Source organism: Bdellovibrio sp. NC01, from assembly GCF_006874625.1.
Lineage (GTDB): Bacteria > Bdellovibrionota > Bdellovibrionia > Bdellovibrionales > Bdellovibrionaceae > Bdellovibrio.
The window spans coordinates 1560086-1582169 of sequence record NZ_CP030034.1; the positions used below are offsets into that span (position 1 = coordinate 1560086).

Sequence of the window (22084 nt, forward strand, 5' to 3'; positions counted from 1 at the left end):
GTCAACTCTGATCCGGCGGGGAGCTAATATGGAAATCACTGCACCTTTGATCGTTACCATTCCTCACTCGGGCGAAAAAATTCCGCCACAAACTCCGTGGTTGAATACTCTGCCTGAAGAAATTTTGATGTGCGATGTCGATCGTTACGTGGACTTTTTGTATGAGCCCGCTTTACACAAATTGAAAATCCCACTTGTAAAAACAGAATGGCATCGTTATGCCGCAGATATGAATCGTATTCCTGAGGATATCGATGAATCGTCAGTGATTGGCAATGCTAACAAAGCGGGCATGTTCAATCGTGGTTTTCACTGGGTGATTACGACTTACAAGCATCAATTAATGCCAGCACCGATGACTCAACAAACTCACGATGAATTGGTTAAATTGGTTTACGAACCATTTCATTCAAGCATTCGTGATATGTATAGCAAGGTGCATGCAGCAGGTTTTAAAAAGACCTTTCATATTGATGCCCACAGCATGCCGTCGGTAGGAACAAGCGAACATCGCGATCCAGGTGAAAGACGCGCTGATATTGTGGTAAGTGACAGCAAAGGTAAAAGCTGCGATCCAAAATTCAAAGACTTGGTGATTGCGGCGTATGTGACGGCGGGATTCAAAGTTGGCTACAACTGGCCATATTTTGGCGGTCGCGTCACAGAACAGTACGGCAATCCATCACGCGAGCAGCATACTTTGCAGGTGGAGATGAATCGTGAGCTGTACATGGATGAAAAAACGAAGAAATTGAAGCCTGAAGAGGCGAAGAAGGTTCAAGAAAAAGTGTTCTTCGCGTTGGATTATATCCGAAAAAATCTCCATTCCCTTTACTAATGAAAGGTGTCCGCAACCAAATGTTGCGTGATAACACGAAGTGTTGAGGGGTTAAAAAGCGTGGTCATCGCAAGCGTTCTAAATTATTGATAGCAGTGAATAAAAATCACTCTATCGGGGATGCAGCTTTGACCACTTCTGGCGCACCAAAAAAATCTTTGCTGAAAAGGCTGAACAAGCCTTTGGCTTCTTTAAAACTGGCCGTAGTCATTATTATCGCAATTGCGGCCATCACTGCGGTCGGAACGATCATTGAATCGAAATACGATGCGTATGCCGCAAAAAAATGGGTTTACGACACTTGGTTCATGTACACGATCATGATCGTGCTTGCGATCAACTTGATCGGCGTGATGGTGGATCGTTGGCCGTGGAAAAAACGTCATGCGTCTTTCGTGCTTGCGCACATCGGGATCTTGTTCTTGCTTGCAGGTGCAGTCATCACAGCGAAGTTCGGTCTTGATGGTTCGATGCGTGTTGGTATTGGCGATCAAAATAATTTCGTGCAAACGGCTGATACAGATCTAGTTGTGTATTCGTCATTCGATGGCGATCGCTATTCGAAAACTTATGAAAGCGAAGTTGATTTCTTCGTGAAACCACCAACAGCGCAGAAGTCTTTGGACATTCCCGTGGTTGAGGGTGCCATCAAAGTTGTTGATTACAAAAAGTATGTTCTGCCTGCGAAAAAAGTGATCGCCGATGAATCGGGTAAAGCGGGCGCGGGGCTTCGTTTTCAAATTCAAAATCCAAACGTCAATGTGATCGAATGGCTGGTGCAAAGAAAAGCCAATGCTTTGGCGATTCATGATTTCGGTCCTGCGCGCATCAACTTGGGGCCTATTCCTGCAGAGGGTTTGGGGAAGAACGAAATTTACTTGAATCCTGAAAAAGACGGCGTTCGTTATGCTGTTTTCTATAAAGAATCTAAAAAACCAGGTAAAAAAGGCTTCCTTAAAGAGGGCGAAGTTTTCGATCCAGGATTCAAAATGAGTATGGATTTCCGTGTCCTTCGTTATCTGCCGTCAGCAGTTGAAGACTGGGATTTGCAAGAGCTGGAACATCCAACGCCGTTGACGACATCAGCGATCAAAATTCTTTTTGAAGGCAAAGAGCACTGGGTGCTTTTAAATGACATGGTGAAGCTGTTCACGAATCAAGCGGTGTATTTGCTGACTTACGGCAATCGTCGCATCGATATCGGTTTCCCTGTGAAGTTGAAGAAATTTGAAGTGGATCGCTATCAAGGGACAATGCGTGCGATGGCTTACAAGAGCGTCGTTGAAGTTCCTGAATTGGGCGAACATTTGATTTCTATGAATGAGCCTTTGAAATACAAAGGTTTGACAGTCTATCAAGCAAGTTTCCAAGAAGAAAATGGCCAACCTGTGGCTTCGATCTTTTCGGTGAACGCCGATCCGGGACGTTTCCTAAAATATATGGGTTCATTGATCATGAGCTTGGGGATCGTTCTGTTGATGTGGTTCAAGCATCTTGATTTTAAAATTGCGAAAAAAAGTGGAGATAAAAAATAATGAAATCTCTGTTAGTACTAATTCTAACATCCGTGATCTCTGTGTCGGCTTTTGCTAAAGCGGGCGATGCTTTGAAGTATCTTCCTGTGCAAGATGGCGGACGTATTAAACCTTACGATTCTTTCGCGCGCGAGATGCTTGAAATCGTTTATGGGAAATCAAAATTTGAAGGTCGTGCCGCGACTGAAATTATTTTAACGTGGATGTTGTCGCCACAAGCGTGGCAGAACAAAAAAATCTTTGAAGTGCGCAATCACCAAGTTTTAGAGGCGATGAAGCTGCCAAAAGAGCAAAGATATTTCTCAGGCGATGAGTTGTTCGCCAGCGATCGCTTCACGTTGCTTCGTCAAGAGTTGCAGTCAAAGCGTGAAACAAAAGAAAAACTAAATCCGTACTTCCAAGCGTTGCAACGTTTGGAAAATCAATTCTTCGTGTTCCAAGAAGTGGCTTCAGGTCGCATGTTGAAATTGGTTCCACCGAAAGAAGGGGAGAACTGGATTTCTGTTGCTGATATGCCTGCTGCACAACAAGAAAAATTCTTGGACGTCACAAAAGCATTCGTAAATCATATCGGTGCTGTGGCTCAGGGAGCCGATGCGGGAGCGCTTGAAGGAACTGCCAAAGCTTTGGATGAAGCGGTTTTGAAGTTTGAAGATTCTGCGCGTGCGGAAAATCCTGCTCTATATAATCACGACACAAAAATTAAAGCAGAAGTTCATTATAATGACTTCCACCCCTTCCGTTGGGCTTATATTTTCTATTTCATCACAGCGACTTCAATCTTGCTTGTGTGGGTCTTGAACAAACCAGGCCTGATGAAATTTGCGTGGGCGATGTTGGCAATTGGTTTTGCATTGCACACGTATGGTTTCGGTTTGCGTATGTACATCATGGATCGCGCGCCGGTTTCAAATATGTATGAGACGGTCATTTGGGTTTCGTGGGGAGCTATTTTGTTCTCTACAATCTTAGAGCGCATCTATAAATTCCGTTTTATTATTTTCGCGGGCACGCTTGCGAGTTTGTTTGCGCTTGTGATTGCTGACTTCGCACCAGCCGTTCTTGATCCGACATTGACGCCGCTTGAACCGGTTTTGCGCAGTAACTATTGGTTAACGATCCACGTGATGACAATCACTATCAGTTACGCTGCTTTCTTCTTGGCGTTCGGTCTTGCAGACATTGGTCTGTTTTACTACCTGCGTGGTGAAGAAAAGCATCACGAAAAAATTCGTGCGATCGTCATGGGAATCTATCGCGCCATGCAAATTGGTGTCGCGTTCTTAGCTCCCGGAATTATTTTGGGTGGTATCTGGGCGGATTATTCTTGGGGCCGTTTCTGGGGTTGGGACCCTAAAGAAACTTGGGCTTTGATCGCGCTGCTTGGATATTTAGCGGTTCTTCATGCTCGTTATGCAGGCATGATTCGTAACTTCGGCATGGTTGTGACGGGGATTGTGACGTTCTCACTTGTGATTATGGCGTGGTATGGCGTGAACTTCGTGCTTGGCGCAGGGCTTCATTCATACGGATTCGGTGCGGGCGGTGTTGAATACGTGTCCGCATTTGTTGCTGCACATCTATTAATGGTTGTGTACGTCGCTATGATCCGCAACGGGAAGAAGAAAGCAGCTTAGACCAAAGAGCTAAAGTGACTTTAGTAGTCGGGTGAGAATGATTCTCGAAGCTGCATAGTTTTTGAGCGAAGATCGCGGAGTGTCTTCCTTTTTCAATATGCTTGCAAAAAGAAAATTGACCACTGGACTTTAAAGTCTTTAAATAAGGGCAAACTAAATTTAGGACAGCATTGTTGGCCTCAAACATGGCAACCATAAGTTGCGGTGGAGAACAGGCTTGGCAAAGGGATGATTATGCATCGGGTATTCAAAAGTACGGCGGCGGGCGCGATGGCCTTCTTGAGCGCGCTCATGGTTACAACACTTCTAACGGGTTGTAAGTTTCAACCAGGTTGGGGATACAACAAAGGGTATGCACCTGAGCAACCAATTGCGTTCGATCACCAATTGCACGTTGGAACGAACAAAATTCAGTGTCAATACTGCCACAACCAAGTGGAAAGATCGAGACACTCAAACATTCCAGCTCTTTCAACTTGTATGAATTGCCATTTGCAAGTTGCAACAGACAAACCTGAAATCCAAAAATTGCGTGAAGCATATGATAGCGGTGGATCTGTTGAATGGGTTCGCGTGCACATGCTTCCTGACTTCGTTCACTTCAATCACAATGCGCACATTGCTAAAGGCGTGAACTGCCAAACATGTCACGGCCCTATCGAAACAATGAAGCGTGTGGAGCAATTCTCTGATCTATCTATGGGCTGGTGTGTGAACTGCCACCGTCAACCAGAGAACAAAGCACCTCTTAACTGTTCAACTTGTCACTACTAAGAGTTTCGGAAGGTATCATGTCTGAAATGCATCACGATCACGAATTAGAAATGAAAAAAGCTCTTCGTCCAAAGATAGAGCATGACAACACTTACTGGGAAACGATTGAACAGCTAAACAACAACCCAGAGTTCGCAGCGAAAGCACAAACTGAGTTCATGTCTTCACCTCTACGTGAAGAAGATGGCCAAGATGGTTTTGCACGTCGTGAATTCTTGAAGTTGATGGGCGCGTCACTAGCGATGGCAACTGCAGGTTGCATCCGTCGTCCAGTACAAAAAATCGTTCCATACAACAAAATGCCAGAAGAAGTAACTTTGGGTCTTCCAAACTACTACTCATCTGCGTATTTCGACGGTTCTGACCCCATCGCAGTTTTGGTTAAAACGCGCGAAGGTCGTCCGGTTAAAATCGAAGCAAATCCTGGTCACCCATTCAGCATCAGCGGCTTGAACATCCGTTCACAAGCTTCATTGTTGAATTTGTATGATCCAGAAAGAGCGCAAGGTCCTAAACGCAATCTTTTCAATGAAAAGAAAAGCAACAGCCAATTGGTTGATGTGAAGTGGGAAGATCTTGATAAAAAAGTCGTCGAACAATTGGGCCAAGGTGGCGTAGTTATCTTGACGGGTTCTATCGCGTCTCCTGCAACACGTGCAGTGATTGGTGATTTCGCACAAGGTTTCAAAGCAACTCACGTTGTTTGGGATGCATTGACGAATGCTGACGTTGCGGCGGGTTCTAAAGCTGCTTACGGCGAAGAACTTGTTCCTAACTACCGTTTCGATAAAGCGAAAATGATCGTTTCTATCGATGCAGACTTCTTGGGTACATGGATTGCTCCAACAGCATTCACAAACCAATTCGTTGAAGGTCGTAAAGACATCAAAAAAATGAACCGTTTGGTTTCATTTGATTCAAACTACTCTTTGACTGGTGCGAACGCGGATATCCGCGTGAAAATCAAACCTTCGCAACAACTTGATGTTGTGATGGGTCTTCTTCATGAAATCATCGTGAAAAAAGGCAACTCTTCTTACGCTGGCAACGCTGGTGTGAAATCTGCTTTGTCTTCTTACGGTGATGTTGCGAAGAAATTGAACATTGAACCAGAATTGTTCGCAAAAGTTGCTGCCGATCTTTGGGATAACAAAGGTCAATCACTTGTTGTTGCAGGTGGTTTGGCGACTTTGACTGACAGATCTTCTGAACTTCAAGCCGCTGTAAACATGTTGAACTCAGTTCTTGGTAACGAAGGTTCGACAATCGAAGCGAAAACGGGAACTCCTGCATTGAAGGGTTCTTATGAAGACATGGCGCAATTGATCCAAGATATGAACGCTGGCAAAGTGAAAACTTTGATCATCCACCGTGTAAATCCTGGTTTCGTATTGCCTGCTGAAATGGGCTTCGCAGACGCAGTTAAAAAAGTAAAAATGGTTCTGTACACTGGCGACCGTGTTGATGAAACAGGCGTTCATGCAGACTACTTGATCCCAGACAATCACTTCCTTGAGTCTTGGAATGATATGGAATTGGCATCTGGTGTTTACACGATCTGCCAACCAGCGATTCGTCCTATGTACGACACGCGTTCATTCCAATTGTCATTGATGAACTGGGCATTCATGGCGAAAGCGGGTCCTGCTCGTTTGCGCGACTATGAAACATTCTATGACTACCTTCGTGTATTCTGGAAATCAGACATCCACCCGAAAGTTGGCAAAGGCCAAGCCTTCGAAGACTTCTGGCAAGAAACTCTTCAAAAAGGTTACGCTGGCGAGATGGCGAAAGGTTCTTCTGCTCGTTCATTCAAAGCAGATTCTTTCTCTGCAATCAAACCTGCTAAATCTTCTGAAGGTTATGAACTTGTTCTTTACCCAACTTCACAAATGGGCGATGGCTCTTTGGCGAACGTACCTTGGTTGCATGAACTTCCAGATCCTGTAACTAAAGTGACTTGGGACAACTACGCTTCAATCTCTATCGCTACGGCAGAGAAGCATAAGTTGAAACAAGGCAACGTTATCGAAATCAAAGTAGGCGACAAGAAGATCTCTCTTCCAGTTTACATCCAACCAGGTCTTCATGACGAAGTTGTGGCTGTAGCTGTTGGTTACGGTCGTTCTAAAGTTGGTAAAGTAGGTAATGGTGTAGGTCAAAACGCGTTTGCGATGATGACTGTCTCTAAAGATGGAAAAGTGACTGCTTCTGGTCAGCCAGTAACATTCACTAAAACATCTGAGCACATTCCTCTAGCAACAACATCTGGTCACTTCTCTATGGAAGGTCGTCAGATCGTTGCTGAAGCGACTTTGAAAGACTACAACAAAAAAGGTGCTTCTGCGGGTATCAAACGTCACGAGACTTGGTCCATCTGGTCAGGTCACCAATACTCTGGTCACAAATGGGGTATGGCTGTTGATCTTCACACTTGCACAGGTTGCTCGTCTTGCGTAGTTGCCTGCCAATCTGAAAATAACATTCCAGTTATCGGTAAGAAGTATGTTCTTGAAGGTCGTATCATGCACTGGTTGCGTATCGACCGTTACTACACTGGCGATATCGCGAATGCTGAAGCAGTCTTCCAACCGGTTATGTGTCAACACTGTGACAACGCTCCTTGTGAAACTGTTTGTCCGGTTCTAGCTACGACTCACTCTGATGAGGGCTTGAATGACATGGTTTACAACCGTTGCGTTGGTACTCGTTACTGCGCGAATAACTGCCCGTACAAAGTACGTCGTTTCAACTGGTTCAACTATGCGAAGTTGATTGAAAAACCAATGCACATGGCTTTGAACCCATCAGTTGGTGTTCGCGTGCGCGGGGTTATGGAAAAATGTACGTTCTGCGTACACCGTATCCAAGAAGCGAAAACAATCGCTCGCAATGACAAACGTCAGTTGAAAGACGGCGACGTTAAAACAGCCTGCCAAACTGCATGTCCTGCAGGTGGTATCGTGTTTGGTGATTTGAATGATCCAAACTCTGAAGTGGCTAAGATCTTTAAGAAGGAAGAGCGTGGTTATGCATTGCTAGAAGAATGGCATGCGAAACCTTCAGTTCGTTACCTTTCTAAGATCCGTAACAACGATAAAGAAACTGCTGGTGGCCAAGAAGGTCACGGAACTGCGAAACAAGGTGAACACTCATGATTAAGCGCAATCCATTAGTCCTTGGAAATAAGACACTGAAAGATGTGACTGACGACATCTGCGCGCCAGTGGAAAGATTCCCATCTAAAGGTTGGGTAGGTCTTTTCCTAGCAGCAAAAACGTTGTTGTTGTTCTACATCGTAATTCTTGGAACAGTTGTGGGCGTCGGTATCGGTTTGCTGGGTGTTACTCATCCAGTTTTCTGGGGTACGATGATCGTTACTTTCGTATTCTGGATCGGTATCGGTCACGCCGGTACGTTGATCTCTGCCGTATTATTCCTCTTCCGTCAGAAGTGGAGAACATCGGTTGCCAGAACTGCGGAAGCCATGACCGTATTTGCCGTAATGACGGCGGGTCTTTTCCCGTTGCTACATACAGGTCGTCCTTGGCTTGATTACTGGTTGTTCCCGTATCCGAATCAACGTGGTCCATTGTGGGTGAACTTCCGTTCGCCACTTCTTTGGGACGTTTTCGCGGTATCAACTTACGCGACTGTATCAATGGTATTCTGGTACATCGGTTTGGTTCCTGACTTTGCAACTATTAAAGACCGCGCGAAAAACAAACTTCGCCGTTCTGTTTACGGTGCTTTGTCATTGGGCTGGAGAGGTACTGCTCGTAACTGGTCACACTATGAAATGGTGTACTTGATTCTTGCAGGTCTTTCGACTCCGCTAGTTCTTTCAGTTCATACGATCGTATCGTTCGACTTCGCGGTTTCTAACTTGCCAGGTTGGCATACGACGATCTTCCCTCCATACTTCGTTGCCGGCGCGATCTTCTCTGGTTTCGCGATGGTTGTGACGTTGATGACTCTAGTACGTATTGGTTTCAAAGAATTCCAAAACTACGTAACTTTGGATCATATGGAAGTGATGAATAAGATCATCATGACAACAGGTATGCTTGTTGGTTACGCGTACGCGTCTGAGTTCTTCATCGCATGGTACTCTGGTAACCAATACGAGCGTTTCGTGTTCGTGAACCGTGCGTTCGGTCCTTACGGCTGGTCGTACTGGGTGATGGTATCTTGTAACGTTTTGATTCCACAAGTTTTCTGGTTCAAGAAAATGCGTCGTTCAATCCCAGTGATGTTTATCGTTTCTATCTTCGTAAACATCGGTATGTGGTTTGAACGTTTCGTTATCACTGTGACTTCATTGCACCGTGATTTCTTGCCGGCCAACTGGGGTATGTATCAATGGTCATGGTTCGATACGGGCGTCCTTGTCGGTTCGTTCGGTATGTTCCTGACTCTGTTCTTGTTGTATTTGCGTTTGTTCCCTGCGGTTTCTATCGCAGAAGTGAAGCCCGTATTGCATGTAGGCTACGACGATAAAGGAGGGCACCACTAATGGCTCAATATACTAAAGGTATCGCTGGTATCTGGGATGATGAAGGCATGATCTTGAAAGCCGCTCGCAAAACTCGCGAGATGGGTTTCACGAAATTTGACGCCATTTCTGCTTACCCTGTGCATGGCATGGAAGAGGCGTGTGGTATCAAAAGATCTTGGATTCCATACGTAACTTTCGTTGCAGGTCTTGTTGGTTTGACGGCAGGTCTTCTTTTGACTTGGTGGACTTCAGCAGTGAACTGGGCAGTGAATGTCGGTGGTAAACCATTCTTCTCTTTGCCTGCGTTCATTCCAATTATGTTTGAATTGACAGTTTTGTTTGCAGCTCTTTGCTCCGTAGGCGCTTTGTTCTACATTTGCAAAATCCCACGCATCGATCCTCCAGTGATTGATCCGGATTTGAGCTCACACAAATTTGCGATCTTCATTCCACAAAACGATACTGGATATGACGAAGCAAGAATTGAGAAAATGTTCAAAGAGCTTGGCGCTCTTGAAGTGAAGAAAACGGAGTACTAGAATGAGAAGCATCGTGAATATCTCCATGGGTGTAGCGGCGGCAGGCCTAGCAGCTCTAGCATTGTCTAGCTGCGGTCCTCGCGGTAACAACCCGAACGTTGAAATCATTCAAGACATGATGGAATCTCCAGCGATCAAAGCGCAGGAGTATGATGAAACTTCTCCGCACCATAGCGGTATGCGCGTACCTCCAGAGCACACAGCTCCAGTAGGTTTCGAACCATACAGATATGCAACGGATCCAGAAGGTGCTGCTAAGAATTTGAAAAATCCACTAGCAGGCAAAATGGATGAAGAGACTCTAATGACAGGCCAAAAATACTACGAGACAAACTGCGCAGTTTGCCACGGGTATAAAGGTGAAGGCGGCGAGGCTGCGAAGTCTGTTGTCTCTGCTAAAATGGCTTTGAAACCACCTGCATTGTTGACTGATAAAATTAAAGGCTGGCCAGATGGACACGTTTACCACGTGATCACTATGGGCCAAGGTGTGATGGGTCCTTACGCATCTCACATTCCACAAAAATATCGTTGGCAAGTTGTTAACTACATTCGCTTCCTAGAGAAGCGTGATGGCAAATAGGAATTGGTATGGGCGATCATAATCACACAAACCTCCATGTCTCTAAATTTGAAGCTCCAGCAAAACTTAAAACTTTGAGTTTTGCTTTGGTAGCAATCGGTGTTTTGACTTTCATCATCGGTTTGATGAAAAACCAAGACCGTCTTTGGACTTCTTACCTAGTCGCATTCTTCTTCTTCTCTTCATTGGGTTTGAGCGGTTTGTTCTGGGTTGCAATCAACAATACAGCTAAAGCAGGTTGGTCAGTAACGATCCGCCGTTTTGCTGAAGCAACGACAGCGTTCATCCCTTGGATTTTCGTTGGCGGTTTGGTTCTGTTGATTGGTTTCAAAAAACTTTATTTGTGGGCTGATCCAGCTGTGGTTGCTTCAAACCCAGTTGTGGCTGCAAAAACAGGTTACTTGAACACAGGTTTCTTCGTAGTTCGTTTGTTGATCTTCGTAGTGGGTTGTTTGTTGTTCCGTTGGGTTATCGTGGGTAACTCTTTGAAACAAGATCAAACTGGTGACGCTGAGTTGACGAACAAAAACGTCGGTCCTTCAATCGGTTTCATCGCATTCTTCGCTTTGATGTTCTCATTCTTCAGCGTGGACTTGTTGATGTCATTGTTGCCAACTTGGTACTCTACGATCTTCGGTGTTTACACATTCTCAGGTTTGTTCCAAGCGGGGCTTGCATTCCTTGCGATCGTTATCGTTTTGATGAGAAAACACGGTTTTGTAAAAGGTTACGTAACTGTTGAGCACCAACATGACGTTGTGAAGTACCTTAAAGGTTTCACAGTATTCTGGGCTTACATCGCATTCTCTCAATTCATGTTGATGTGGTACGCGAACTTGCCAGAAGAAACTGAGTTCTACATCGCTCGTTCATTGGGTGGTTGGATGTCAGTATCAACGGCATTGTTGATCTTCCGCTTCATCGTTCCGTTCTTGGCGTTGCTTCCTCGTGCAGCAAAACGCTCTGACACGAATGTATTGGTTGTTTCAACTCTAGTGCTTGTTATGCAATACGTAGACATCTACTGGTTGGTATATCCAAACTTCTTCGATGGCCAAGTAACATTCGGCTTCTGGGAAATTGGTATCTTCGCAGGTTTCGCTGGTCTATTCATGCTTTGCTTGTTCTCTTTCTGGAGCAAACACAGCTTGGTTCCTTTGAAAGACCCACGCATGCACGAGGCTCTAAACCACCACGTAGCATACTAGTTCTTTAAAAGAATTGGATATATTGAAAGCCACTCTTCGCGAGTGGCTTTTTTTTTGCCTTTTGCAGTTCTGCATTTCAGCTTGTTTGGTGTTTGTCGTTCCACACACTGTGTTTTGTTTTTTCGATTAAAAGGTTGAGACCTCCAGCCACTCACGTTGAAGTAGGAACGTGGAGGGGATTATGGCTCAGGGACTTGTGTTCGCGTTGGTGACTGTGTTCACGTCACTTTGTCTTGCGGCTTCGCCCGCGAAGATAAAAAAATTAGTGGACGATTTCGATAAGCTACAGACATTTAAAATGATCATGGCAGGACAGGGGCCGATGCCTTTGCCGGATGATCCGAATATGCCAGAACAGCCAACAAACCCATCGAATCCTCCAGGACCTCATCCTCCACAACAACCGAATTGTCCTCCGTCGACGGGATACCCGAAAGCGTGCGTTGAAGCCGTGTGTTCGCACCTGTCACGTTTTGATTGTGATGAACAAGGGGAGCTTGCCGAAATCACGCGCAACTGTCGTAACGTCACAAGTGCTTGTGTGAATACCGTTTGCAATCGCGTTTCGCGCTTTGATTGCGATGAAAAAACGGAACTATTTACGGTCACACAAATGTGTCGCGGGCTGATGGATGTTTCGTGCATCGATTACGTGTGTTCACGTTTGTCGCGTTTTGACTGTGATGAGCTCTCTGAACTTCGCAAAATCGCGGATCAATGCCGTTAGCAGGAAAACTGTTTTTCCTTGTCGCTTTGATGCTTGCACTTGCTTCCGTCGCGCAAGCGGAGCCTTTATTTGCAAAGCCAGCAAATGAAGGTGATGTCAGTGATCGTTCAAGTTTAAAAGACGCCGATGCGATTGAGCCACCCGAAGCGCAGGACCCTACAGAAAAGACGCCACTTGAAATCTCCTCGAAGCCAGAGTTGACGAAAGGGGAGTGGGTCTTTGCTCCAGTGCCGGGATATAATCCATCCCAAGAATTTTCTTTGGCTTTGATGATGCAAAGAATTTTTGCGCATGAAAAAGATCAGAAGCCGTCGATCTTTGCAGGCGCTGTTTTTGGGACTGAAAAGAAATCTTACGGCGGCATGTTGGGGTATATCGGCCGATTGAATGAAGACAAACTTCGACTGAACGTCTTCGGTGGTTATGCAAAAATCAATTCTGATTTCTATGGTGTGGGACGTGATACGGGCGAGCGCGATATTTCTGTCTTGCTGGAGCAAAAGGCAACGTTCTTTAGTGCTCAACTGATGCCGAAGTGGGGGCCTGTGTATTTAGGGCCGACGATTGGTTATAAAAAACTCGATAATAAATTCGATGTTCCGAATTTGCCTGCTGAAATTAATGTGAACGACAAACTTGATAGTGAAACCTGGGTGCCCGGATTTAAAGTGCAAATGGATGAACGCGATAACTCTTTTTATCCAACCAAAGGTTATCTGGCGAATTTGAATTTGCAGTTTTATATGGAGTCACTTGGCAATGTGACGAACTTCCAAAGATATAAAGCGGACTATAATTATTATCACTCTTTAGATGCGAATAAGGTGCTGGCGGCGCGTGCTTATTTTCAAGCAAACGTTGGTGATGTTCCATTTTATGATTTGGCGATGTTTGGAATGGGATCTGACTTGCGCGGGTATAAAGCCGGTAAATATCGCGATAAAGTTATTTGGGCGACGCAGGCGGAATATCGTCAGCGCTTTACGGATCACTGGGGCGCCGTTGCATTTGCAGGTGTTGGAGACGTTGCGCATTCTGTTTCGGATTTGGAATTAAAAGATCTGTTGTGGTCGGGTGGTCTAGGTGCGCGCTATCGAATTGCCGCGCGCAATCCCATCGATTTTCGTGTCGACGTTGCCTATGGCGATGAGTGGTCATGGTATTTTTCAGTGAATCAGGCATTTTAAAATCTCTTAAAACGGACTGTATGAAATCGTCGAAGAAAATAAGAACCCTAAGGCGTCACTGTCTAGGTTAAAACCGGCTTCGTTGGTGGAATCGATGCGCTTATATGTCACGCCAAAAAGAAACTCGTAAGTGTTGCGTTTCACGACCAAGCCGCCATCCAGAATGTACTGCGCATAATCGCGTGTGCGAAAGTAATTAAACCCAGAAAGTAAATGCACGGGGTTTATCACCGGCATTTTTAAACCCAAAGCCGCCTGCCAGGCTGATTGGTTAAACAGGGGCTCGTGTTCGAAATAACTAAGGTCGGTGGAAAAGGTAAAGCGGTTCGTGATGAAGCTTTGGCCCAGACTGACGCCAATAAGTTTGTCCAAGTTGGGACTATAACGGCGGGTGTCCTGTTCACCTGTTGGCGAGCCTGAATTTTGTCCTTGTTGAAAAGTGGTGCCCGTCGAAAAAACTTCCAGTGGTGTCAGATGAACGGCCATTCCCAAATACAGCTCATCCGTCGCTTTCCATAAAAGTCCCGGCATCAACTCAATCTGCGATCTTTGTTTTTGATCGTAAGTGGAGGTTAACCGACTGGACCCGGCGCCTTCTTGCAGTTGGCTGGTGTGAATATCGGTTTCATTCCAAGTGACGCCCACGGAAAATCCCCACGCCAAAACATCGGGAATAAAAAAGCCAGAATAAGAAAGTCCGCCCAGGGCTTGTTTCAAACTGACGTTTTCAAACTGTCGCTCCCGGGTGCCAGAAGTGGTGTTGTCAGAATAACCGTAAAATTCACTGTTCTGTGGATACGAATAAAAAGGCGCGATGCGAATGCCGTAGCCGATCGGAAAACTCGCGACTGAAAGTACACTCTGTGAGGTCAGGGAGTTGTTACTTTTATCGAAAGCATTTGAAGAAGCGTCAGAACTAGATATTAAAGTACCACTTACAGAAATGTTGGGTAAGTCATCGGTAAAGTACGCTAATCCCGCGGCATTGAATAAAGGATTTCCCGGCGAGGCGGGGTGAGCAATACCCGCGTTGCCCATCAATGCCTCTTGATGACCGACGGGATTTAAAAGCAGGAAGGACCAGCCCTGCACACTCCAGACACTTAAAGTAAAATACAATAATCGTCGGAAGAACCACATGCCGGCCCCTTAGGTAGAGAGCGAACTATTTAGTCATCTCATCCATTTTTTCTTCAGTAGCTTTACTTGTTTCGTGAACTTTCTTTTTAGCTTTTTTAGTTGTTTTCTTTGCAGAGGCAGAAGCTTTGTCAGCCTCCATTTTTGTTTTATCGGAAGCTTCTTTTCCCGCAGCTTCCATTTTTGCACCTTGTTCATGAGCTTGTTGATTCATCTTATCGATGTCAGATTGTGCGAAAGCCATTGAACAACAGAACATTGCTGTCAGTGCCGTGATCATTAGTTTCATAAATTATTCTCCTTTAGGTTTGATTTATGTGACTAGATAGTTAATCAGCAAAAACAGTCGGTAAATCAGTAATTTAACAATGTTGTTTAAAGCTTTGTTTGCAGGTGTCCACGTTGTTAACAGCAGTTTCCACCACAGAGTCACTTTAGTTCGAGTTCACGTTTGGGCTTCAACTTTGCAATGTAGTTCTGTGATGCAAGACTCAATTCGAGACATCATTTATCTAAGTCCGATTCAAACTCTTCCGAATTATCTTCGCGAATTGCGTGGGGTTCGTTGGCGTTGGGTTCAGACACCGGAACAAATGAAGCAGCTCATTCAATTTCAACAAGGAGATATCTGCGTGATCGTAAGATCAGAATTCTTAAACCAGCGCACAGCTCAAGCATTCCTAACTTGGACTCAATTAAAGACAAGATTGTCCTTAATCTTTATCGCGCAAACTATTGAAAATGCTGTTTATCAGCTTGGTTTAAGTGATTCCCGTGTCTTGTTTTTAAGAGAGTCGGAAAGCGAGCAAATTGCCGGCATCGTGACGCGTCGCTTGCAAGGTTTGGGAGTGAAATCTCGCAAAGCCGAGCGCCACGCCGTTCAAGCTGAGGTCATGCTTAAAAAGTCTTCTTACTCTGCCACATCGCCAACGGGTGGTGGGGTCCAGTTCCTGCGTGAAGGTGCGATGAAGGATTTCTCCAATGGGGGCGCTTTAATCGAGATCAGCGAGGGCCTTTTGCACGCTAAGGACTTCGTTAGCCTGATGTACAAGGACCAAAGAGGAAAGTGGGTTTCCATCGAATCCCAAGTCCGTTGGATTGCCTCGACTGTGACTGGCCAACAGATTATTGGTGTGCAATTTCTTGCGGTGAGTGCTTGACCCTCTGACGGCTCCGGATTACTAATAATGTGATGCAAAATTTGCTTATTTCTTCATCACATCAAATCACGGAAATCGGTCGTCGCTCAACGACGACTCAGCAGTCATAATGTCACAAGTTACAATCATTTTGCCGGATAACTCTACGAAGGTGTTCGACCACGAACCGACAGCGCTTGAGGTAGCTCAAGCTATCGGTCCACGTCTTGCCAAAGAAACTTTGGGCGCGAAGCTCAATGGTTCTTCTGAAATTTCTGATCTTCGCACTAAATTGAAAGACCAGACGCAAGTCGCTTTGATCACCACAAAATCGCCTGAAGCTGTAGAGGTGATCCGTCACTCTTGCGCACATATCATGGCTCAAGCCGTTCAAGATATTTGGCCTGAGGTGAAAGTCACTATCGGTCCAGTGATCGATAATGGTTTCTACTATGACTTCGATTCTCCATTCCATTTCACGGAAGAACATTTCGCACAAATCGAAAAGAAGATGTCTGAAATCATCGCTAAAGATTTGCCGATTCACCGTGAAGACTGGCCGATCGCAAAAGCCATTGAAACTTTCAAAGGCATGAACGAGCGCTTCAAAGTTGAATTGATCGAAGACCTTGCGAAAAAAGGCGAAACAACAGTTGGTATCTACTTCAATGGGACTAGCTGGTTTGACCTTTGCCGTGGACCACACATTCAATCGACTGGTCAGATCAAAGCATTCAAATTGTTAAGCGTGGCGGGTGCATACTGGAGAGGCGACGAGAAAAACGCGCAACTTCAACGTGTGTACGCAACAGCGTTTGGCGATAAAAAAGATTTGGATCTTTACCTGCACAATATCGAGGAAGCGAAAAAACGCGACCATCGTAAGTTGGGTAAAGAGCTTGGCATGTTCTATTTCAACGAACTGGCTCCGGGTTCTCCATTCTTCACGGGTAAGGGTGCGACTGTGTACACAGCTTTGCAAACTTACTTGCGCGAATTGTATTTTGAAACGGGTTACCAAGAAGTGATCACGCCGCAAATTTTCGACGTGAACTTGTTCCATACTTCAGGTCACTACCAAAACTACAAAGAGAACATGTTCTTCACGAAAGTGGACGAGCGCGATTTCGCCTCTAAACCGATGAACTGTCCTTCGCACTGTTTGTTGTATAACTCAGAGAAATATTCTTACCGTGATTTGCCAATCAAAATGGCCGACTTCGGTCGTTTGCACCGCTACGAAAAATCAGGCGCGATGCACGGTTTGACTCGTGTTCGTACATTCTGCCAAGACGATGCGCACATCTTCTGCCGTATGGATCAACTTCAAGAGGAAATCGCGAAGTTCATGGGCTTGTTGAATCGTGTGTACGACAAACTTGGTATGAGCAAATACATCATCTATCTTTCAACTCGTCCAGACAACCGTATGGGCAGTGAAGAGTACTGGGACATGGCTGAAGGTGCGTTGTCAGATGCCTTGAAGTCTTTGAACCTGCCATTCACTTTGAATCCAGGTGATGGTGCGTTCTATGGTCCTAAGCTTGATATCATGTTCGTGGATGCGTTGAACCGTCCTTGGCAGTTGGGTACACTTCAAGTGGATCCAAATCTTCCACAGGCCTTCGACCTGAAATACACAGGCGAAGACAGTAAAGAACACCGCCCTGTGATGCTTCACCGTGCGATCCTTGGTTCTTTAGAGCGCTTCATTGGTGTTTACCTTGAGCATACAGCGGGTCATTTGCCTCCATGGTTGTGTCCGGTTCAGGTGACGATCTTGAATGTGACAGACCGTGTGAATACATTCTGTGAAGAACTTATGAACTCTTTGAAAGAGTCAAAAGTTAGAGTTGAATTTGATCGTAGAGCTGAGAAGCTAAATTATAAAATCCGTGAAGCTCAACTTCAGAAAGTTCCGTACATGATTATTGTCGGGGATAAAGAAGCTGAAACTAAAACGGTTTCATTACGTCTTCGTGACGGGTCAGAACACAAAGGTCTGACAGTTGATGAAGTGATGAATTTGATTAAAACTGATATTAATACAAGAGCACTACAAAGTTCATTGGCGAAATCTGCGCCAGTAAACACGTAGGCCTTAAATAAATTTAACTACTCCGGCGAAGCCGGAGTGTAAACAGGCGACCAACGGAGGTTTCCCATTAGCAAGTTTGAAGGTGGTAATTTTAGAGGCGGCGGTGCCGGTGGTGGTCGTTTTGATCGCAACAAGAAAGACTCTAAAGACTCTTTGCGAGTGAACCGCGAGATTCGTGCTCAACAAATTCGTGTTATCGACGATGAAGGTAACATGTTGGGCGTTATGACTGTTCCAGAGGCGTTACGTATTGCTGAAGATAGAGGCCTCGATCTTCTTGAGATTGCTCCAACTGCAAGTCCTCCAACTTGTAAAATCATGGACTACGGTAAGTGGAAGTACGAGAAGAAAAAACAGGCAACTGCTGCTCGTAAAAAACAAACTGTTGTAACGATCAAAGAGGTGCAAATGCGCCCTCGTACAGATCAACATGACTTCGAAACAAAAATGAATCACGCTCGTCGTTTCCTTTTGGATGGCGACAAAGTAAAAGTGTCATTGCGTTTCATGGGTCGTGAATTGGCCCATCAAGAGTTGGGTATGGAAGTGATGCAAAAAGCGATCGCTTTCGTAAACGATTTGGCTTTGATCGAATCAAATCCAAAAATGGAAGGCAAACAGATGTTCTTGATGCTGGCTCCAGATCCAGTGAAAATCAAAGACTACCAAAAAGCCCATCCAAACAAGTCGAAGCAAGATACGAAAGAACTTGCCGACCTGGAAGAGCTCGAAGAAGACGACGAAGAATAGAAAAAAAGGCAGCGGAAACGCTGCCTTTTTTATTTCAGGGGTGCCTGCTTCTTTTTTACAACCAACCCGCGTTATCAAAAGGTGTCTGGCACTTTTTTGGGCCCATCCCGCGTCATGACGCTGGTGGGTCGTAAAAAAGAAGCAGGCACTCTTTAGAGTGGGTCTTGGGCGGGTTGTCCGGAGAGGACTCTGCGGATGTTTTCTAGGGCGCGGTAGCCCATTTCATCGCGAGTTTCTTGAGTGGCGCTTCCCATGTGGGGGCACATGAAGATGTTTTGGTATTTCAGTAAGTCTTGGTTGAAGTTGGGTTCTTGTTCGAAGACGTCGAGGCCTGCGGCGAAGAGATGTTTTGAATCTAAAGATCTCATCAATGCCTTTTCGTCGACTAAGCTTCCTCTTGCGACGTTCACAAGGACGGCGTCTTTGGGAAGAAGCGCGAAGGTTTCGTCATTCATGATGTGTTGAGTTTCTGCCGTGCCTGGCGCGTTTAACGAGAAAATTTGGCAGTGCGGGAGCATCTCTTTGAGGTCTGCGAAGTAGGTTGCGCCTTTTTCCTGATCTGGTGGCAGGCGTTTACGATTGCAGTACAAGATCTTCATGCCAAAAGCTCTGGCGCGATCGGCGACGGCTTGGCCGATGCGACCCATGCCGTAGATGCCCAAAGTTTTTCCGCTGACTTTGATCCCCAACATTTCTGATTGAGAAAAACTTTTGCCCCATCCATCTTCCATGATGTGTTGGTATTCACGTCCGCGGCGACATGCATTTAGCAACAACAACATCGCAAGATCCGCCGTACATTCAGTTAAAACATCCGGAGTATTTGTTAAAACAATACCGCGAGCTTTTGCTGCGGGAAGATCTAAGTGATCAAAGCCCACACTTGAGGTCGCGATGATTTTTACTGAAGCGGGAAGTTTCGCAATAATATCTGCTGTCATCTTTTGACGAGGAGAAACCACGATCGCTTTCGGGTTGAGTTTCGCACTTTCAGCGGCGATGGTCTCTGCAGTCCACTCGGAAGTTGCGACGTGGCTGTCGAATAATTCTTTGGAACGACGAATGACATTTTCAGGAGCGGCGAAAGTTAAAAGAATCGTGTCTTTCATAGAAAACCTCAGAAGCTCGGCTACAGTCTGATACGAAGGTAGCGGAAAAATTCACAGAAGAAAATTATGTCTTTATTTTGATCCTGAGTGCGCGTGGTCGCAAGAAAATACTCTTTAAAGCTGTGCCGATGTGTGAGAAGATAAGGTCATCAAAGTTGCAGTTCTGCGACTTAAGCTAAAAAAGATTTTGGGATATACAAGTCTCCCTCTGTTCTTCACAGCAACGACTTACAAATAAATTTGAATAAGGATTTGCTATGACTACAACAACGGCATGGATCTTATTGGTTATTGCGGGAATTTTGGAATTTGTATGGGCGACAGGCCTTAAATATTCAGAGGGCTTTACGAAGCTTGGCCCTTCGATCTTTACGCTTATCACGATGGGGATTAGTTTTTATCTTCTGTCGAATGCTATGAAGGTTTTGCCAGTCGGAGTTTCCTACACAGTGTGGACGGGGATTGGCGCTGTGGGGGCGGTGATCATTGGCTACATCGTGTTCAAAGAGCCGATGTCACTGATGAAGATGGTTTTCCTGGCGATGATTATCGGCGGAATTCTTGGATTGAAATTCGTAGAGTCATAAACTCCATCGATTTTTTGGATAGATGAAGTCGAATGATGAGAGTTCGATAAAAATTATTTTCGATCGAACGGCATTGGACCGAACGACAAAAATTACTGACAAAAATCTTTCGTAAACTTTTGCAGATCCGGTGAAGCTGACTTCACTGGATCAAGCCCTTTGTTACCTTCAAGAGTGTAAACAAAGTCATTCACGTAAGTATTGTAGCGGGATTCGTAGATGAGGCCATCACAAATCCCCCATAAGCCATCGTCTTTGCCGAAGTAAGTTTTTTTATGGCGGGCAACGATCTTAGCTTCTCCATTGGGAGTTGAACACGTGTACTCACAAGTCCAATCACGCTTGCCGCCCCACCAATGGTTTTCGACACCGTTTGGCTCGGTATATTTTTTAGAGTAAGGATCGGCCTTGCAATAACATTGGGAAGCCTGGGCACTTAGACCTAGAAACAAAGCAAACACTGTGACAAAAAGCGACAGAAGACGCATAAAAGCCTCTCGTATAAACGAATAAAACTGACTTAATAAGCTTTAAAATCTCAGGCTTTTTACAAGAGCAATAGCTAAGCCAACGGGCAGGACTCAGCGGCGAAAACAGTTGCTAAGCCACTTCCAAACTTCAGGACGGCGCTCCCCAATATCGAAGTGATTGCCATCGAATTCTACGTAATCATGGACAATGTTTTCCTTCTTAAAGAAGGCAGAAATTTGGCGTGAACCATATTGCAAGTTGAACTGATCCTTCGTTCCAACATCCAAATAAATTGCATGCAATTTTTTAAGCGCAGGCAAACGCTTCGGCAAAAAGTGCAACGGATCTTTTTCTAAAAACAGTTTCCAGGTCTCGGTGATTTTTTCGCCATTTTTATTCAGCGGATATTGGAAATCACCGTGTTCCCCAGACGGAGCATAACAAGCTGACATACCAAAAGCGTTCAGCAAAGTATGCCAGTTGCGAATCTTTGTAAGTTTACCATTGCGAAGTTCTTCTAAAGCGCGCAGACCCGATTGATATTTTTCCCACACAGGCATGGCTTCATACAGATCTTTCAAGAGCGACGCTTCAAAGAATGAATCGGGCGCAATCGCCGCACACACGCCAAAAATATGCGGATGTTTTGATGCTAAGTGAAGCGCGCCATAACCACCACTCGAGCCACCCATCACACACCATTCGTTTGCAAGTTTAGAAACAGGGTAGTGCTTCTGCAAAGCCGGAACGATCTCTTCAACGACATAATCTTCGTAATTGCCGACGGCCGCTGAATTAATAAATTGCGAACCACCCCACGTCGTCATCGCATCAACGAAGACATACAATGCTTCAGGAGCTTCGCCGCGAGCTAAGGCCTGATCCAAAATCTGCACTGTGTTTTGCTCGTTAAATTTACCGTTGAAGTAATAGGGTGAATTACCGGTGAAGCCGCCTAAAACCAAAACCACAGGCCACGGCCCCTCGCCGTGAGGAACCAAAAGAGGATTGAAGCGCACCGCTGGATCTTTCAGCGGATTATTCTTCAAACACTGACTTTCAATTTTCAGTGTTTCAACTTTAAAGTTCTTCGTTTCGAAAGCGTGTAAATTTGGGAGCGTTTCTGTTTTGTGCATTAGAACAATATGACATTCCATCAGATTAAGATCAACGTCTGGGGAGAGGGAAATAGAGTCTTAAAATCATGTTAATCGGACGTCTCATTGAAAGAATTCACTACCAAAAGCGTCAATGTTTCCGCAATTAA

Annotated in this window: 20 protein-coding genes; 15 read left to right on the forward strand and 5 right to left on the reverse strand. The window is 45.2% G+C overall.

All coding sequences use genetic code 11. From position 1 onward, the window contains the following. Window positions 1-28 precede the first annotated feature (28 nt). From DOE51_RS07460 to DOE51_RS07510, 11 genes are all read left to right on the forward strand, one after another. Window positions 29-838 (forward strand): N-formylglutamate amidohydrolase, encoded by an 810-nt coding sequence (locus tag DOE51_RS07460; protein ID WP_142695919.1) that lies wholly within the window; start codon window positions 29-31, stop codon window positions 836-838. 95 nt (window positions 839-933) lie between these two features. Beyond that, window positions 934-2373 carry a cytochrome c biogenesis protein ResB gene (locus DOE51_RS07465; RefSeq protein WP_246845467.1) on the forward strand — a complete coding sequence of 480 codons (1440 nt, stop codon included), beginning with the start codon at window positions 934-936 and terminating at the stop codon, window positions 2371-2373. Next, on the forward strand, window positions 2373-4010 hold the full coding sequence (locus tag DOE51_RS07470; RefSeq protein ID WP_142695920.1) for a cytochrome c biogenesis protein: 1638 nt from the start codon (window positions 2373-2375) through the stop codon (window positions 4008-4010). The genes DOE51_RS07465 and DOE51_RS07470 overlap by 1 nt, the downstream gene beginning before the upstream one ends. 234 nt (window positions 4011-4244) lie before the next feature. Further along, the gene (locus DOE51_RS07475; protein WP_246845468.1) at window positions 4245-4784 is read left to right on the forward strand and encodes a cytochrome c3 family protein; all 540 of its coding nucleotides are present in this window, start codon (window positions 4245-4247) and stop codon (window positions 4782-4784) included. A gap of 17 nt (window positions 4785-4801) precedes the next feature. Beyond that, window positions 4802-7942 carry a TAT-variant-translocated molybdopterin oxidoreductase gene (locus DOE51_RS07480; protein WP_246845470.1) on the forward strand — a complete coding sequence of 1047 codons (3141 nt, stop codon included), beginning with the start codon at window positions 4802-4804 and terminating at the stop codon, window positions 7940-7942. Continuing rightward, window positions 7939-9300 (forward strand): NrfD/PsrC family molybdoenzyme membrane anchor subunit, encoded by a 1362-nt coding sequence (nrfD, locus tag DOE51_RS07485; RefSeq protein WP_142695922.1) that lies wholly within the window; start codon window positions 7939-7941, stop codon window positions 9298-9300. The genes DOE51_RS07480 and nrfD overlap by 4 nt, the downstream gene beginning before the upstream one ends. Next, window positions 9300-9821 carry a DUF3341 domain-containing protein gene (locus tag DOE51_RS07490; protein WP_142695923.1) on the forward strand — a complete coding sequence of 174 codons (522 nt, stop codon included), beginning with the start codon at window positions 9300-9302 and terminating at the stop codon, window positions 9819-9821. Before nrfD ends, DOE51_RS07490 begins: the two co-directional genes overlap by 1 nt. A gap of 1 nt (window position 9822) precedes the next feature. Next, window positions 9823-10404, forward strand: coding sequence for a cytochrome c (locus tag DOE51_RS07495; protein WP_142695924.1), 582 nt, complete (start codon window positions 9823-9825; stop codon window positions 10402-10404). A gap of 8 nt (window positions 10405-10412) precedes the next feature. Beyond that, window positions 10413-11612 carry a molybdopterin oxidoreductase gene (locus DOE51_RS07500; protein ID WP_246845472.1) on the forward strand — a complete coding sequence of 400 codons (1200 nt, stop codon included), beginning with the start codon at window positions 10413-10415 and terminating at the stop codon, window positions 11610-11612. A gap of 181 nt (window positions 11613-11793) precedes the next feature. Beyond that, window positions 11794-12339 carry a hypothetical protein gene (locus DOE51_RS07505; RefSeq protein ID WP_246845474.1) on the forward strand — a complete coding sequence of 182 codons (546 nt, stop codon included), beginning with the start codon at window positions 11794-11796 and terminating at the stop codon, window positions 12337-12339. Beyond that, a complete protein-coding gene (locus DOE51_RS07510) occupies window positions 12330-13526 on the forward strand; it encodes a BamA/TamA family outer membrane protein (protein ID WP_142695927.1) in 1197 nt (398 codons plus the stop codon). The genes DOE51_RS07505 and DOE51_RS07510 overlap by 10 nt, the downstream gene beginning before the upstream one ends. A 6-nt stretch (window positions 13527-13532) precedes the next feature. Here the strand turns inward: DOE51_RS07510 and DOE51_RS07515 are convergent, their stop codons facing one another. Beyond that, window positions 13533-14666, reverse strand: coding sequence for a hypothetical protein (locus DOE51_RS07515; RefSeq protein WP_142695928.1), 1134 nt, complete (start codon window positions 14664-14666; stop codon window positions 13533-13535). 25 nt (window positions 14667-14691) lie between these two features. Then, window positions 14692-14952 (reverse strand): hypothetical protein, encoded by a 261-nt coding sequence (locus DOE51_RS07520; protein WP_142695929.1) that lies wholly within the window; start codon window positions 14950-14952, stop codon window positions 14692-14694. Between the two features lie 79 nt (window positions 14953-15031). Between DOE51_RS07520 and DOE51_RS07525 the strand changes: the two genes are divergently transcribed. The 3 genes from DOE51_RS07525 (at window position 15032) to infC (ending at window position 18650) form a co-directional block, all read left to right on the forward strand. Continuing rightward, a complete protein-coding gene (locus DOE51_RS07525) occupies window positions 15032-15823 on the forward strand; it encodes a PilZ domain-containing protein (protein WP_246845476.1) in 792 nt (263 codons plus the stop codon). Window positions 15824-15932: 109 nt separating this feature from the next. Next, window positions 15933-17900 (forward strand): threonine--tRNA ligase, encoded by a 1968-nt coding sequence (thrS, locus tag DOE51_RS07530; protein ID WP_142695930.1) that lies wholly within the window; start codon window positions 15933-15935, stop codon window positions 17898-17900. Window positions 17901-18059: 159 nt separating this feature from the next. Continuing rightward, complete coding sequence (gene infC, locus DOE51_RS07535) at window positions 18060-18650, forward strand: translation initiation factor IF-3 (protein WP_246845478.1); 591 nt, start codon at window positions 18060-18062, stop codon at window positions 18648-18650. Window positions 18651-18802: 152 nt separating this feature from the next. Here the strand turns inward: infC and DOE51_RS07540 are convergent, their stop codons facing one another. Continuing rightward, window positions 18803-19759, reverse strand: a complete 957-nt coding sequence (locus DOE51_RS07540) for a D-glycerate dehydrogenase (RefSeq protein ID WP_142695932.1) — start codon at window positions 19757-19759, stop codon at window positions 18803-18805. A 257-nt stretch (window positions 19760-20016) separates the two neighbouring features. Here DOE51_RS07540 and DOE51_RS07545 point away from each other — a divergent pair, with 257 nt between their 5' ends. After that, the gene (locus DOE51_RS07545) at window positions 20017-20346 is read left to right on the forward strand and encodes a multidrug efflux SMR transporter (protein WP_142695933.1); all 330 of its coding nucleotides are present in this window, start codon (window positions 20017-20019) and stop codon (window positions 20344-20346) included. Window positions 20347-20438: 92 nt separating this feature from the next. Here the strand turns inward: DOE51_RS07545 and DOE51_RS07550 are convergent, their stop codons facing one another. Continuing rightward, a complete protein-coding gene (locus tag DOE51_RS07550; protein WP_142695934.1) occupies window positions 20439-20834 on the reverse strand; it encodes a hypothetical protein in 396 nt (131 codons plus the stop codon). 93 nt (window positions 20835-20927) lie between these two features. Next, a complete protein-coding gene (locus tag DOE51_RS07555) occupies window positions 20928-21953 on the reverse strand; it encodes an esterase family protein (protein ID WP_142695935.1) in 1026 nt (341 codons plus the stop codon). Window positions 21954-22084 lie beyond the last annotated feature (131 nt).

Excerpts from the sequence above, each read along its gene's own strand:
- DOE51_RS07460 (WP_142695919.1), top strand. The coding sequence starts at position 29 with ATGGAAATCACTGCACCTTTGATCGTTACCATTCCTCACTCGGGCGAA.
- DOE51_RS07470 (WP_142695920.1), top strand. The coding sequence starts at position 2,373 with ATGAAATCTCTGTTAGTACTAATTCTAACATCCGTGATCTCTGTGTCG.
- DOE51_RS07475 (WP_246845468.1), top strand. The coding sequence starts at position 4,245 with ATGCATCGGGTATTCAAAAGTACGGCGGCGGGCGCGATGGCCTTCTTG.
- DOE51_RS07480 (WP_246845470.1), top strand. The coding sequence starts at position 4,802 with ATGTCTGAAATGCATCACGATCACGAATTAGAAATGAAAAAAGCTCTT.
- nrfD (WP_142695922.1), top strand. The coding sequence starts at position 7,939 with ATGATTAAGCGCAATCCATTAGTCCTTGGAAATAAGACACTGAAAGAT.
- DOE51_RS07490 (WP_142695923.1), top strand. The coding sequence starts at position 9,300 with ATGGCTCAATATACTAAAGGTATCGCTGGTATCTGGGATGATGAAGGC.
- DOE51_RS07495 (WP_142695924.1), top strand. The coding sequence starts at position 9,823 with ATGAGAAGCATCGTGAATATCTCCATGGGTGTAGCGGCGGCAGGCCTA.
- DOE51_RS07500 (WP_246845472.1), top strand. The coding sequence starts at position 10,413 with ATGGGCGATCATAATCACACAAACCTCCATGTCTCTAAATTTGAAGCT.
- DOE51_RS07505 (WP_246845474.1), top strand. The coding sequence starts at position 11,794 with ATGGCTCAGGGACTTGTGTTCGCGTTGGTGACTGTGTTCACGTCACTT.
- DOE51_RS07510 (WP_142695927.1), top strand. The coding sequence starts at position 12,330 with ATGCCGTTAGCAGGAAAACTGTTTTTCCTTGTCGCTTTGATGCTTGCA.
- DOE51_RS07515 (WP_142695928.1), bottom strand. The coding sequence starts at position 14,666 with ATGTGGTTCTTCCGACGATTATTGTATTTTACTTTAAGTGTCTGGAGT.
- DOE51_RS07520 (WP_142695929.1), bottom strand. The coding sequence starts at position 14,952 with ATGAAACTAATGATCACGGCACTGACAGCAATGTTCTGTTGTTCAATG.
- DOE51_RS07525 (WP_246845476.1), top strand. The coding sequence starts at position 15,032 with ATGTTGTTTAAAGCTTTGTTTGCAGGTGTCCACGTTGTTAACAGCAGT.
- thrS (WP_142695930.1), top strand. The coding sequence starts at position 15,933 with ATGTCACAAGTTACAATCATTTTGCCGGATAACTCTACGAAGGTGTTC.
- DOE51_RS07540 (WP_142695932.1), bottom strand. The coding sequence starts at position 19,759 with ATGAAAGACACGATTCTTTTAACTTTCGCCGCTCCTGAAAATGTCATT.
- DOE51_RS07545 (WP_142695933.1), top strand. The coding sequence starts at position 20,017 with ATGACTACAACAACGGCATGGATCTTATTGGTTATTGCGGGAATTTTG.
- DOE51_RS07550 (WP_142695934.1), bottom strand. The coding sequence starts at position 20,834 with ATGCGTCTTCTGTCGCTTTTTGTCACAGTGTTTGCTTTGTTTCTAGGT.
- DOE51_RS07555 (WP_142695935.1), bottom strand. The coding sequence starts at position 21,953 with ATGCACAAAACAGAAACGCTCCCAAATTTACACGCTTTCGAAACGAAG.